Origin of the sequence: Streptomyces sp. NPDC050509 (assembly GCF_044457965.1) — a bacterium.
Classification (GTDB): domain Bacteria; phylum Actinomycetota; class Actinomycetes; order Streptomycetales; family Streptomycetaceae; genus Streptomyces.
Genome location: NZ_JBITHL010000001.1, coordinates 746,711 through 759,744, shown reverse-complemented (window position 1 = coordinate 759,744; position 13,034 = coordinate 746,711). Strand labels below are relative to the sequence as shown.

The 13,034-nt window shown below is 70.3% G+C and carries 15 protein-coding genes; 11 read left to right on the top strand and 4 right to left on the bottom strand.

Going from position 1 to position 13,034, the window contains the following annotated elements; genetic code table 11:
- Window positions 1-38: 38 nt before the first annotated feature.
- Window positions 39-650 (top strand): hypothetical protein, encoded by a 612-nt coding sequence (locus tag ACIBJC_RS02875; protein ID WP_399286840.1) that lies wholly within the window; start codon window positions 39-41, stop codon window positions 648-650.
- Between the two features lie 61 nt (window positions 651-711).
- Entirely contained in the window at window positions 712-1,083 is a 372-nt protein-coding gene (locus ACIBJC_RS02870) for a signal peptidase I (protein WP_399286837.1), read from the top strand.
- A 68-nt stretch (window positions 1,084-1,151) separates the two neighbouring features.
- On the opposite strand, the gene ACIBJC_RS02865 is transcribed toward ACIBJC_RS02870, so the two are convergent.
- Complete coding sequence (locus ACIBJC_RS02865; protein ID WP_399286834.1) at window positions 1,152-1,841, bottom strand: hypothetical protein; 690 nt, start codon at window positions 1,839-1,841, stop codon at window positions 1,152-1,154.
- Between the two features lie 310 nt (window positions 1,842-2,151).
- Here ACIBJC_RS02865 and ACIBJC_RS02860 point away from each other — a divergent pair, with 310 nt between their 5' ends.
- Entirely contained in the window at window positions 2,152-3,372 is a 1,221-nt protein-coding gene (locus ACIBJC_RS02860; protein ID WP_399286831.1) for a glycosyltransferase, read from the top strand.
- A 74-nt stretch (window positions 3,373-3,446) separates the two neighbouring features.
- Here the strand turns inward: ACIBJC_RS02860 and ACIBJC_RS02855 are convergent, their stop codons facing one another.
- Window positions 3,447-5,009: a serine hydrolase domain-containing protein gene (locus ACIBJC_RS02855; protein ID WP_399286829.1), complete on the bottom strand. Its 1,563-nt coding sequence runs from the start codon at window positions 5,007-5,009 to the stop codon at window positions 3,447-3,449.
- A 161-nt stretch (window positions 5,010-5,170) separates the two neighbouring features.
- On the opposite strand from ACIBJC_RS02855, the gene ACIBJC_RS02850 reads away from it, so the two are divergent.
- On the top strand, window positions 5,171-5,821 hold the full coding sequence (locus ACIBJC_RS02850; protein WP_399286826.1) for a TetR/AcrR family transcriptional regulator: 651 nt from the start codon (window positions 5,171-5,173) through the stop codon (window positions 5,819-5,821).
- 95 nt (window positions 5,822-5,916) lie between these two features.
- Window positions 5,917-6,213: a VOC family protein gene (locus tag ACIBJC_RS02845; RefSeq protein ID WP_399286823.1), complete on the top strand. Its 297-nt coding sequence runs from the start codon at window positions 5,917-5,919 to the stop codon at window positions 6,211-6,213.
- Window positions 6,214-6,295: 82 nt separating this feature from the next.
- Here the strand turns inward: ACIBJC_RS02845 and ACIBJC_RS02840 are convergent, their stop codons facing one another.
- Window positions 6,296-6,955 (bottom strand): NADPH-dependent FMN reductase, encoded by a 660-nt coding sequence (locus ACIBJC_RS02840; protein WP_399286820.1) that lies wholly within the window; start codon window positions 6,953-6,955, stop codon window positions 6,296-6,298.
- A 346-nt stretch (window positions 6,956-7,301) separates the two neighbouring features.
- Between ACIBJC_RS02840 and ACIBJC_RS02835 the strand changes: the two genes are divergently transcribed.
- From ACIBJC_RS02835 to ACIBJC_RS02815, 5 genes are all read left to right on the top strand, one after another.
- Window positions 7,302-8,147 carry a DUF1684 domain-containing protein gene (locus ACIBJC_RS02835; protein WP_399286817.1) on the top strand — a complete coding sequence of 282 codons (846 nt, stop codon included), beginning with the start codon at window positions 7,302-7,304 and terminating at the stop codon, window positions 8,145-8,147.
- Window positions 8,148-8,185: 38 nt separating this feature from the next.
- Entirely contained in the window at window positions 8,186-8,590 is a 405-nt protein-coding gene (locus ACIBJC_RS02830; RefSeq protein ID WP_399286814.1) for a nuclear transport factor 2 family protein, read from the top strand.
- A gap of 463 nt (window positions 8,591-9,053) precedes the next feature.
- Window positions 9,054-10,430, top strand: a complete 1,377-nt coding sequence (locus tag ACIBJC_RS02825) for a rhodanese-like domain-containing protein (protein ID WP_399286811.1) — start codon at window positions 9,054-9,056, stop codon at window positions 10,428-10,430.
- Window positions 10,431-10,480: 50 nt separating this feature from the next.
- Window positions 10,481-10,864 (top strand): rhodanese-like domain-containing protein, encoded by a 384-nt coding sequence (locus ACIBJC_RS02820; protein WP_399286808.1) that lies wholly within the window; start codon window positions 10,481-10,483, stop codon window positions 10,862-10,864.
- On the top strand, window positions 10,861-11,610 hold the full coding sequence (locus ACIBJC_RS02815; protein WP_399286806.1) for a sulfite exporter TauE/SafE family protein: 750 nt from the start codon (window positions 10,861-10,863) through the stop codon (window positions 11,608-11,610). Before ACIBJC_RS02820 ends, ACIBJC_RS02815 begins: the two co-directional genes overlap by 4 nt.
- Window positions 11,611-11,652: 42 nt before the next feature.
- On the opposite strand, the gene ACIBJC_RS02810 is transcribed toward ACIBJC_RS02815, so the two are convergent.
- Window positions 11,653-12,141, bottom strand: coding sequence for a DUF2000 domain-containing protein (locus ACIBJC_RS02810; RefSeq protein WP_399286803.1), 489 nt, complete (start codon window positions 12,139-12,141; stop codon window positions 11,653-11,655).
- 312 nt (window positions 12,142-12,453) lie between these two features.
- On the opposite strand from ACIBJC_RS02810, the gene ACIBJC_RS02805 reads away from it, so the two are divergent.
- Window positions 12,454-12,948, top strand: coding sequence for an Lrp/AsnC family transcriptional regulator (locus ACIBJC_RS02805; RefSeq protein WP_399286800.1), 495 nt, complete (start codon window positions 12,454-12,456; stop codon window positions 12,946-12,948).
- Window positions 12,949-13,034: the final 86 nt, after the last annotated feature.

Sequence of the window (13,034 nt, the reverse complement as noted above, 5' to 3'; positions counted from 1 at the left end):
GCCGGGCAGTACGAGCAACGGAAAACGGGAGACGTCACATGGACAGCGCACACGTACAGGCACACGTACAGGCACACGTGCGGTTCACCATCCGGCAGAAGATGACCCTCATGACCAAGGAGTACGTGGTGACCGCAGCCCGGCCGGACGGCTCCGACGGCGAGGTCGTCGCCTTCGCCCAGCAGAAACGGATCACGCTCAGCGAACAGATGGCCTTCTACACCGACGAGTCCAAGGAACACGTCCTCTGTACCTTCGAGGCCCGCCAGATCCTCGACCCCGAAACCGTCTACGACGTGCGCGACGCGGTGGGCCAGATCGTCGGGTCCTTCCGCAACGAATCCGTCGCCTCTCTCTTCCGCTCGACCTGGAGCATGCGACAGCCGGGCACGATGGACCTCACCGGGCGCGAGCGCAACCGGGTGGTGGCCGGGGTGCGCCGGGTCTGGGAGTGGCTGCCGTTCACGGATTTCGTGCCGTTCCTCTGGCCGTACCACTTCGATTTCCTGGAGAGCGGCAAGCGGTTGATGGCGGTCGACAAGAAGTTCGGGCTGCGAGACCGGTACGTGCTCGACATTCTCGCCCCGGACCTCGACCGCCGCCTGGCCATCGCGCAGGCCGTGGCACTGGACGCGCTGGAGGAGCGCTGACGCGGGGCAGCCGGCGGCGTACGTCCTCATGGTGCCGGCTCCCTCTGCTAGCGTCCTCACCGTGAACAGCGGTGTGTACGTGGGCAACGCGAGCAAGGACGCGGCCGACGACCGGGGCTGGCTCCTCGGCCACTTCAAAGCCCCCGGGGACCCGCGGCACAGCCACGACGCCGAGATCAAATGGGGCACCCACCGGCGCGGCGACCGGCGCACCGCATGGGTCACCCGGGAAGAACGCACGGGACTCCTCATCCTCATCAGCGGCCGATTCCGTATGGAGTTCCCCGACCACAGCGTCCTCCTCGACGAACAAGGCGACTACGTGGTGTGGGGACCCGGTGTCGACCACTCCTGGACCGCGGAGGACGACTCGGTCGTGATGACGGTCCGATGGCCCTCCATCCCCGGCTACAAGACACCCGAAGCGGAGTGACCACCGGTCGCCGACGGATCGTCGCGCACGCCATCCCGGCACCGGCACCGGCACCGGCGCCTGGGATGTCAGCCCGCAGGAGTGTTGTAGTTGACGATTCCTTCCACCATGAGAGCGACCGCACCGGCCAGTGGACTGTCCGCCCCTTTCGCCACCACATCGGGCAACCTGTGTGCCTCGTTCTCGGCGGCTGCGACCATGCCCCAGAACGCGTTGAAGCCCGAGGGGTCCGTCGGCTTGTCGGTGGCCGCCCCCACGGTCAGGACGCCGTCCGCCTCGACCACGGCCAACGCGCCCATCTGCCGCAGTATGTCGGGATCCCGCTCTTCGGCGGCCACGACGCTCCAACCCGTCACCTCTGTGTGCCGCAACGCGGCGAGGAGACTGCCGGCGCTGTCCCCGCCGGAGACAACGATGTCGGGCAGGACAAGGGCCACCGGCCCTTGCGTCATGGGCAGGGCGGACCGGATCGCTCCGTCGAGACCCGGTTCAAACGACTCGTTCTGGTAGACAAAGACCATGTGAAAGGTCTCGGAGTAGCGCGCGAGATAACGCACCGTTTCCAGCTTGTGTGTCCCGAATACGACGACCAGACGTACGTTGAGTCCGCTTTTGGTCAGTTCGACCACGGTCTCCAGGCTGCGGTCCAGGACCGTGACCTCAGGAGCCAGACAGTGCAACTCCTTCGGGTAGGGCGCACTGAAGCGCGTTCCGAGTCCGGCGCAGGGCAATATGACCGAAACATCAGGGACGAACACCGGCGAACTATGCATTCAGCAGCTCTCAGGTTGTGTTGACGATCGGGAACCGGCCGGGAAGGCACGCTGGCGCTCACCGTAGTCACCGAGGACGGCTCCGGGCGAGATGCAACGTCAATCGATTCGATCATCACCTCGGTGTTCGGGGACCACTGCCGCAGTGAGCACCGCACGACCTACACTGCTGCCGCATATTCCTTACGACCGACGCAACGCCGTCAACAAGCCCTGCTCGAAGGCCGGTCCGGGCTGGGCGCGGGCCGAAGGTACGGACCGAAGGCACAGGCGAGAGAACGAAAGAGGGCGCGGAATGCGGGTGTTGTTGTCCACATACGGGACGCGTGGAGATGTCGAACCTCTGGTGGCACTCGCGGTGCGGCTACGGGCGCTCGGTGTGGAGGTGCGGATATGCGCCCCGCCGGACGAGGAGTTCGCGGTGCGGCTGGCCGGTCTCGGGGTGCAACTGGTGCCTGTCGGGCCACCGGTGCGGGAGTTGATGCGCGGGACGGCTCTGCCGTCGGCGGCGGAGCTGTCCCGGTACCGTACGGAGCTGGTGGACACGCAGTTCGACATCTTCCCCGCGGCGGTCGACGGATGTGACGTGCTGGTGGCGGCCGGTCTGGCGCAGATAGCCGCGCGGTCCGTGGCCGAGGCCGCTGGCATCCGCTACGTGTACGCGAGCTACGCGGCGGTCCACCTGCCGTCGCCGCACCATGCCCCGCCGCCACGGCCGGGCTGGCCGGAGCCGGAGGTGAACGACAACCTGACGCGGTGGGAGCTGGACGCCCACCACGTGAACGCGCAATTCGGCGAGACGCTCAACGGCCACCGGGCATCGATCGGTCTTCCACCGGTGGACAACGTCCGCGACCACGTCCTCACCGACCGGCCGTGGCTGGCGGCGGACCCGGCCCTGGGGCCGTGGCGGGAGACTCCGGGCCTCGACGTGACACAGACGGGCGCGTGGAGCCTGGCGGACGAACGCCCGCTCCCCGCCGACCTGGTGACGTTCCTGGAGGCGGGTGATCCGCCGGTCTATGTGGGGTTCGGCAGCATGCGCCCGTCGCAGGACATCGCCCGCGGGGTCATCGAGGCGCTCCGCGCACAGGGGCACCGCGCGCTGGTCTCCCGCGGCTGGGCCGACCTGGGCCTGATCGACGACGGAGACGACTGCTTCGCCATCGGCGAGGTCAGCCATCAGCGGCTGTTCGGCAGGGTGGCCGCCGTGGTGCACCATGGCGGCGCGGGTACGACAGCGACGGCTGCCCGGGCGGGCGTGCCGCAAGTGGTGGTGGCCGCCCAGATGTCGGACAACCCGTACTGGGCAAGCCGGGTGGCGGCCCTGGACATCGGTGCGGCACTCGACGGTCCGGCTCCGTCCGTCGAGTCCCTGAGCGTCGCGTTCAAGACGGCCCTGGCGCCCGGGACCCGTGCGCGGGCACAGGCGCTGGGCACCGAGATCCGCACCGACGGAGCGGCGGTGGCCGCGAGCCTGCTGGCCGACGGCCTCCGGGGACATGGCGGGCGGTGAGGCTGCCCGTGGTCCAGGTCAGGCAGGTGGTGAACAGGTCGTCGGCGACGACGGGGTGCGGTGACGTTGAGCTGTCAACGGTCTCCAGGAACGCCGGTTTGGCTCACCGGGGTTGTTCGGCTACGTTCCGGGCGGTTCACCGCCAGAGGGTCGCGCGCCCTCCGTTCCGGAGTCCCTTGCCGCAGACGCGTCAGCGCCCGGATCGTCACCCCCGCCCGCAGTAGGGCGAGAACCAGAGCGAGCCCGGCCACGGTGACGAGCAGCCACCCCGCATCCGGAACGAACAGGAGAGCCACGCGCAAAGTCCCGCCCATCTGTTCGGGCAACACGAAGCAGGCGGCTGCGGCGGTCAACAGACAGAGAGTCACCGCTGTGACGCCGCCGATCACGATCCGCAAGGCGCTGCGCCGCCGCCCGCACCGGGGGCGTACGACACGGAAGGCCGACCGGCCGACGGCCGCAGCGAGTACAACTGCCACCGCGCCGAGCACCACCAGGAGCCGCGTCAACCACGAGCCCTCATCGACCGGCCGGGGCTCGGAGCCGAGCAGGATGCGGGCGACCCCGAACGCGGTGTTGTTGAGCAGGTTCTCCTTGGCGAGCCCGGCGGCGTTGTACTGCACGACGACCGCGAGGTCACGTTCCGGGAGCAGCACCACGATGCCGTGGTAACCGGGGGTCGCCCCCGAGTGCCACACCATCCGCTCGCCCAGTCCGTCCACATCGTCGTCACGCCAGCCAAAACCGTAACGATGACGGTCGTGGACGGAGACCGTGCCCTCATGCATCTGCCGGAAGCCCTCCCGGGACAACACGCCCCGCCCGCCGCCCTCCAGTTGGGCGGAGGCGAAGGCGCTCAGGTCCTCCAGGTTCGCGCCGAGATAGCCGTAAGGCACGCCCGAGGTGTCGTAGCCGTAGTCGAACTTCTTCGGCTGACCGAAGAGGAAGCGGTGTCCGGGAGCGAGCCCGGCCCGCTCGGCCTCCTCGCTGTTGGTGATGGCACCGTCCATGCCCAGCGGTTTCAGTACGTTCTCCCTCAGCTCCGCGTCGAACGGCTTCCCGGTGACCTCCTCCAACAGGGCGCCGAGCAGCATGTAGTTGGCGTTGCTGTACTCGTGCCGCTCGCCGGGCGCAGCGGACAGCGAGACGTTGGCCAGATCCCGGGCCAGGCGCTGGACACCGTCCGGCTCATTGTCGAAGCGGTCGGCTCGCGCGATGCCGTCACGCTCGGAAAGTCCACTCGACTGGTTGAGTAACTGACGTACCGTAACGGGCTTTTGTCCCTCGCCCCTCGGCCGGAACCAGGACAGGTAGCGCCGTACCGGCGCATCCAGCCCGACCCTGCCCTCTTCGGCCTGGCGCATCACCGCGAGCGCGGTGACCGGCTTGGCCAAGGAGCCGACGAGGAAGGGCGTGCGGGTGGTCACGGGATCGCCCCGGCCGTCCTGCCCGTACACCCCGCTGTGGACCATGTCGTCGCCGCGTACGACCGAATAGGCCACTCCGGGGATGTCCGCCCGTTCCTTCTGCTCCCGCACGAACCGGTCCGCCTTCTCCAGCACCGCCGGCCCGGGTGCGCGCTCGGCGGCGGAGGCGGCCGCCGGTGCGAGTCCTGCCAGCAGCGCGAGGCCAGCCACGCCGACTCCCCGCAGCCACCTCGAACCACGCCCTCGACATTCCATGACCAGCGCCCCCGTCCCTTGCGATCGCACCTCCCCGGACGTGGAGAGGCGGCTCTGCACCCTCATAACCGTATGGCTGTACGGTTATTTTTGCAATACGGCGGTACGGTAACCTCATGCCTCGCGTAGCCGATCACGAAGAGCGCCGCCATCAGGTGGCCGCAGCCGCAGGCCGGCTCATCGCCACCCAGGGCCTGAACGCAGTCACCGTTGCCAAGACGGCGGCTGAAGCCGGAATCTCGGTCGGCCTGGTGCAGCACTACTTCCGCACCAAGAACGAGATGCTGCTCTTCACCTACCGGTACATCCTGGAAAGCGTGGAACACCGGCTGGCGGAGCTCGTCGTCCGCGCGGAGAAGGCCGGCACGCGCATCGAACACATCCTGCTCGACGGGCTCGCCGAGACCCTGCCGCTCGATGAACGGCGCCGCCAGGAGTGCCGGGTCGCCCTCGCCTTCACCGGCCGCGCCACCGACGACCCGCACCTCGGCGAAGTCAAGACAACGGCACTGCGCCGACTGCGCTCCCTCATCGCGACCGCCGTCACCAACGCCAAGGAGTGCGGAGAGGTCCCAGCCACCACGGACGCCACCCTCGCCGCCGCCCGCATCGCCGCCTATGCCGAGGGGCTGGCCACCCATCTGTACACCGACCCGGACGGTCTGAGCGCCGACGCCTCGCTCGTCGCGCTCGGCGATTTCCTCGCGGGGGTGTTCACCGGTGAATGCCGTCTGCGGGGAAAGCCGCCAGGAGTCAGGCCCCGTTGATGCCCGCCGTCGGACAGTGCGCCTACCGCTGTGCGTACGCCGACGGTCCAGGGCAGCCACCCCTCCGTCACATCGGCCGCCGGCGGGAGAGCCCCATGGACATCGACCTGCTCGTCATCTACAGCGACGAACTCGACGCCTGCCGCGCCTTCTACGCCGGGCTCGGGCTCACCTTCGCCAAGGAGCGGCACGGCGCGGGCCCGGAGCACTACGCCGCCGAGTTGGACGGCACGATTTTCGAGCTGTACCCCAGCAGTGCCCGCCGCCCCGCCACCGGCTCACTGCGCCTCGGTCTCACCCTCCCGGCCGGCGCCGGTGCCACCCCCGGCCGGCACACCCTCACCGACCCCGACGGCCGTACGGTCGTGCTCACCGTCCAGGAGCAGACGTGACCGCGGTGCCATGCCCGGCGGGAGGGGCCGCCCGTTCCGCATCTCCACCCTTGTTCCCTGACGGCAGGTCGGCAGACGTGGGTCAGTCCTCGCTCCGGTGGGTGACCGGAGCGTCGGTGCGGTCACCGGGGAACTCGTACCAGCGGCGCCGCAGGCACACGAACTCCACGTCGGCGCGTACCAGTCGCATGAACCCGCAGACGGTGTCGGTGAGCCGCTCCTGGGAGCCGGAGTGGGTGAGCCGGCCGTCCTCGGTGAAGGCCTCGTACGCGCGGGGCAGGCTGAACATGTCGGGGTAGACCCGTGTCCCCAGGTGCTCCAGCGGGACCCGCAGCGCCCACAGGCCGCGGTTGCCGCCGATCATCGACGGGGAGGACGAGACCAGCAGCGCGTGCTTGGTCTTGAACGGCTGCGGCCGTACTCGGGAGACCCAGTCGATGGCGTTCTTCAGCAGGCCCGGAACGGAGGCGTTGTACTCGGGCGACGAGATCACGAACGCGTCGCAGCGCTTGATCCGTTCGCACAGGGCCAGGGCGCCGGCGGGCAGCCCTTCGGAATCCTCCACATCCCCGTCGTACAGCGGCATGTCGAAATCCCGCATCCTGGCCAGGTCGACGTCGGCGCCGGTTTCGGCGATCAGGTTCGACGCCAGCGAGGCGAGTTGCGCGTTGGTGGACCCGGCGCGCAGTGCGGCGCCGAACACCAGGACCCGAACGGGAGCCGGCTGAGCGTCCATGGTCATCCTGCGGTCTCTTTCCCCGGGCGGTTGTCCCCGTCGGCCAGTTTTCCCCAGCCCGGCCCGCCGCACCACACGACACTCGACCACCCTGCCGGAAGCCGGCCGACTCCCGGTCGGCCGGTCCTTCGGAGACCGGGTTCTCCAGGGTGAGGTGAGAGCCCGACCGTCGGCGCGGGGCCCTTTCCGCATTTGCCGTAACAGCAAACGGTTTTGCTTGTTCTCTCGGGGCGGACGCACCATCCAAACCATCGACCGGCCGTCGAACCGGTCGAGGTTTCCGGCCGGCGGTGAGTCCTGACGGCGGTCGCGGGTGACCGCCATCGGCACGCCACCTACAGAGGAGAACACTGTGTCCAGCGATTGCTTCGACGGGGACGACGCGTTGACCGGGTACGACAGGTGGCGTCGGAGCCGATGGGAGGAGATGGCGGGCCCGGACGGGAAGGCGGGCCGCGTCGCCTATCGACTGATCACGGAACCGGGTCAGGAACTCCCCGAGGTTCCGGGGCGGTGGACGTCCACCGGCTTCTCGGAGAGCCTGACCCTGACCGCGGCCCGTGCGGAGGGTGTGTCCGTCGATGACCGCGCCGTCGACGGCGCGGTGGAACTGACCAGCGCCAGCCGCCTGTCCTTCCCTGGCGGGCGGCGCGGCACCGTCGAGGAACTGCGGGGAGCCCATGTCCTGGTCGTGTGGGATCCGGCCGCGCCCACCCTCGTCGGCCTGCGTGGGATCGAGGCGTGGCCGTGGGACCCGGCCTGGACCGTCGAGGCGGAGTACCGTCCGGCGGATGCCGGACGCCTCCTGGAATTCACCCGCCTGACCAGCCCGAGTATGCGGGACACTCTCCCGGCCCCTGGTGACCTCGTCTTCGATCTGCGAGGCGAGCGGCACACGCTCCGGGCGTTCGGTGTGGGCGGCGACACCCTGCTGATCACGTTCACCGACGGCACCAGCGGTACGGACACGCCCGGCATGGGCCGGTGGCTGATCCTGCCCCGGCCCGAGGACGGCATGGGCACGGCCCGTCTCGACTTCAACCGGGCCGTCGTTCCCCACCACATGTTCTCGGCGGCCTTCCCCTGCCCCCTGCCACCCCGGGAGAACCACCTCCCCCTGCGCGTCGAAGCGGGAGAACGCGCCCCCGTCTTCGAGGAGAACGCGGCCGTCGGCGCCACCACCGGCCCCGCCGTCTGACATCCGCCGCAACCGGCGCACCCCGAAAGGAAGAAACAATGACACCCGACCAGGACCTTCGCGCGGCAGCGGTGCACTACCTCCGGCAGTGGGAGGCGCGGGACTACGTCACGATGCGATCCCTGTGCACCGACACCGCCGTCGTGTGGCACAGCGACGGAAGCGGTGACCAGCCGATCGACGAGAACATGGAACTGCTGAAGCAGTTGGCCGCCGACGTCGGGACACTTCGGTACGACATCCTGCGGCAGTTCCAGGACGGCGACGAAGTGCTCCAGCAGCAAGTACTCCACCTGACCATGACCGACGGGTCCCGCAGTGACGTACACGCGGCGATGTACTTCCGGTTCGACGGCGGCCTCATCGACCGCATCGAGGAATACTTCAACGTCGTACCGCTCAACGAATCCGTGCCGTCGTCAGGCTCGCCCGAACAGCGCTGATCGCGGCCGCTCCCGCCGCGCGGTCGGCTGAGGCAGGGCCCGGCAGCACCACCCGGCCCGGGCCCTGCCTCGTGCGAGGAGACCGCGACCCCGTCCGTGCCGACCCGCTGACAGCCGACCCGCTGACAGCCGACCCGCTGACAGCCGAGCCGGTGACAGGCGCCCCGGTGACAGCCGACGGCGCCGCCCCCTCTGGCGAACGGGCCTCGCGCCCTCCCGGTCGACGTGTCCACCGGGCCGCGCGGTCACGCCCGTTGACCGTGGCACGGATGCACGACGTCGCCCATGACATCGCCCGCCGAGCATCAGCCGGCCTTCCCCCGCCGACGGCGGCGACGGTCCCCATCTCTTCCCCCGCGCGACCCCACCGCGTACCCGAGTGGGGTGCGGCGCTACCCGGCAAGGGGCGCTCTTCATCCTGAAATACCCCTCATGGGTACATCGTTCAAGAGGAGTCATCGTCGTGTTCTTCGTCGACATCCTGGAATTCGAGGGCCTGGGCAACCGCAGCTACCTGTCCGGCGGACCCCGTTCGGCGGTGGTCATCGATCCGCCGCGTGACATCGATCAGGTCATCGCCGCGGCGGCCCGGCGAGGGGTGCGCATCGCTTTCGTCGCCGAGACCCACGTGCACAACGACTATGTCACCGGCGGCCTGGAACTGGCCCGGGTGACCGGGGCCCGCTACCTGGTGCCGGCCGCGGCGCACGTGTCCTTCGCCCACACCCCGGTGGCCGACGGCGACACCGTGACGGTGGACGAGGGCCTGGTGCTGCGCGCGCTCGCCACCCCCGGACACACTCCGCACCACACCTCCTACGTCCTCGCCGAGGACGGGCGCGGTGTGGCGGCGTTCACCGGCGGATCGCTGCTGATCGGCACGGTGGGCCGCCCCGATCTGGTCGAGCCGCGGCTGACCGAGCGACTGGCCCGTGCCCAGCATGCCTCCGCCCACCGCCTGGCCGATGAGCTGGACGACGAGGTGCCGGTGCTGCCCACCCATGGCTTCGGCAGCTTCTGCTCCTCCTCACAGGACGAGGGGGACGCGACCACGATCGGCCAGGAACGCGCCACCAACGACGCGCTGGCCCTGGACGTGGACACCTTCGTCGCGCAGATGCTCGCAGGGCTGGACGACGTGCCCGCCTACTACGCGCACATGGGCCCGGCCAACGCCGCGGGACCCGCGCCGGTCGACCTCACCCCGCCGGGGCGTGCGGACGCCGAGGAGATCGCCTCCCGGCTGGCCGCCGGTGAGTGGGTGGTGGACCTGCGCAGCAGAATGGCCTTCGCCGAGGGGCACGTGACCGGGTCGTTCAACTTCGAGGGCGAGGGCAAGCTCGCCACCTATCTGGCCTGGCTGATCCCGTGGGGCAAGCCCGTCACCCTGCTCGCCGACACCTCTGAGCAGATCACCGACGCACAGCGAGAACTGACCCGGGTGGGCATCGACCGCCCGGCCGCCGCCGCCACCGGCGACCCGGGCACCTGGGTCCGCGCCGGCGAGCGGCTCGCTTCCTTCCCTCGCGCCCGCTTCGCCGAGCTCGCCGATGTCCGTGAGCGCGGCAACGGCGTGGTCGTCCTGGACGTGCGCCGGCACTCCGAGCGCGCGGGCGGCTTCATCGACGGCTCGGTCCACATCCCGATCCACGAGCTGCCCGGGCGCATCGGCGAAGTACCGCCCGGGACGGTGTGGGTGCACTGCGCCGCCGGCATGCGCGCGGCGATCGCCGCCTCCCTGCTGGACGCCGCCGGCCGCGACGTGGTCGCCGTCGACGACGGCTTCGACGCCGCCACCGAGGCGGGACTGATCCTCACCCGCCCCGACGGCACCGACTGACCCGCCCTGTCCCGCACCACCCGCACCACCCGCACGAAAGAGATCAGGCCATGTCCCCGCATCCTCACCGCGACCCCGAACGCCTCATCCCTCAGCCCGTACGCCTCACCCCTCAGCAGGCCCACCAAGAGACCGGCGACGGCCAGGCCGTACTGCTGGATGTCCGCGAAACAGCGGAGTGGAAGTCCGGGCACGCGCCCGGCGCGCTGCACCTGCCGCTTTCCCGCCTGATCGCGGGCGCTGCCCTGCCGGCCTCCGCGCAGGGCAAGCCGGTGGTCACGATCTGCCGCTCCGGTCACCGCTCCCAGCAGGCGGCCGAGCTGCTGGCCGGACGGGGCGTCGAGGCCACCGACGTCACCGGCGGCATGACCGCCTGGGCACGCCAGGGCCTGCCGGTCACCGGCGAAGGCGGCGGCAGCGGTGTCATAGCGTGAGCGCGCTGGTCCTGGCCCTGATCTGCGGGGCCGTGGTCGGCATCGCCCTCGGCGCCCTCGGCGGGGGCGGCAGCGTCCTGGCGGTGCCCGCGCTGATCTATCTGCTCGGCTTCACCCCGGCCGCCGCCACCACCGCCGGCCTGATCATCGTCACCGCCACCTCGCTCACCGCCCTGTACGCCCACGCCCGCAGCGGCAACGTCCGCTGGAGGGCCGGCGCCCTGTTCGCCGCGGCCGGGCTCCTGCCCGCCGCCGCGGCCGGAGCCGCCGCCTCCCGCCTGCCCCAAGCGGTGTTGACCGCCACGTTCGCCGCCGTCGCCGCACTCGCCGCCGTCAGAATGCTGCGTCCCGGCCGGGCGAGCACCGGCCGGATGCCTGTGGTGCACCCCACGAAGGCCGCCGGCGCCGGTGCGGGGCTGGGTGCGCTGACCGGGCTCCTCGGGGTCGGCGGGGGCTTCCTCGCCGTCCCCGCCCTGGTCACCGTGCTCGCATTCGAGATGCAGGCCGCCGTCGGCACCAGCCTGCTGGTCATCTCGGCGAACTCCCTGGCCTCCCTGGCCACCCGCGGCGCCACCACCGCCGGTATCGACTGGGCGGTGGTCGGCCCCTTCGCGGGCGCGGCGATCCTCGGCGTCCGGGACGGCAAACGCCTGGCTGCCAAGGTCACCGGCCCCCTGCTGCAACGCACCTTCGCCGTCGTGCTGCTGGCCGTGGCCGCCTTCATGCTCGTCGACGGCCTCACCTGAACCGGGCCGGCCCACCCTGGGTGCGCTGCTGCCGAGAAAGCATCAGGGCATGAGGGGGAGCTTTCCGATGATCTTGTCGACCCGGTTGCGCGGGCCGACGATGCTGACCGCGCAGTACTCGATGTCCTCGGTTGGGGACGTGCCCACGGCCGCGATGAAGTCGCTGTAGACGCGGGTGCTCTGGGCGGCGGCGGGCACGTCGGCCACGAAGGTGTCGGGGCGGGACATCGCCTTGGTACGGATGGCACGCAGCGTGGCGGAGTCGGCGACGAGCACCGAGCAGCCCGTCCAGGGCAGGCCCGGGTGCACGACGCCTTCCGCGTCGGCGGCGTGGGTGCCCAGCAGGCCGGGGACCGAGGCCACGGTGGGGGCCGCGGCGCAGACGGCGGCGTTGGCGGCCCGGCCGGGCGGAAGGCCGGAGTCGACGACCACGACCCACTTCAGCCGGGCCTGGCGGGTGGACAGGGAGTAGTCCATCTCCTCGGGCGCGAAGCCGACCGCCGTCGTCTCGGGAGCGTTCACCACAGACATGTGATCCTCTTTGTTTGTTCGACCAGGTAGGCAGAGACTAGGCAGACGTGCGGAACTGCGAGCCCTGTTCTGAACTTCGTTCGCCGGATGCGCGAGGATCAAGGGTTTCGGCGGACGTGATGCGCCTGTCGCGGGAAATCCCCGGCATCCATGCGGAGCCGGGGAGGAACCGCGGCGGCAGGCACATGGTGATCACACCAACCCCGCGCCGAGGAATGGGCTGTTCGTTCGTATATCCATGGCCGACGACACCAAGGAGAATCCCAGCAACACAGCCAGTAGCCGCACGTCGTACGCCATAAGGTCGATTTCATGGAACTTGATGCGCTGGACCTGGCCCTTCTGCGGGAGCTGCAGAACGATGCACGGCAGACCAACCGCGACCTCGCGGCCAAGACCGGGGTCTCCCCCTCCACATCGCTGGAGCGGGTACGGCTGCTGCGCGAGCGCGGTGTGATCACCGGCTACCACGCCGCCCTGGATCTCGATGCGGCCGGCCGGCCCGTCCAGGCACTCATCTCGGTGCGCATCCGGCCCCCGGCCCGCCCCGTCATCGAGGGGTTCCGGGAATGGGCCGCACGCCTGCCGGAGGTGATCGGCCTGTTCGTCACCTCCGGCACGCACGACTTCCTCCTGCACATCGCCGTCGCCGACGTCGACGGCGTGTACGCCTTCGTCATCGACCGCCTCACCGAACGCAGAGAAGTCGCCGACGTGCAGACCACCATGGCCTATGAGCACGTCCAGTCCCGCTGCATCGAGCCGGCCGGCCCCGATCGCCCCCGCTTCTCCCGCAGAGCCCGCTGACCGGTCGGCTCCGCCTCGGACCCGTACCTCCCGGTCGGCTCCGCCTCCCGCCCCGTGCCTCAGGAACGCGTCCCGCCCCGATCCGC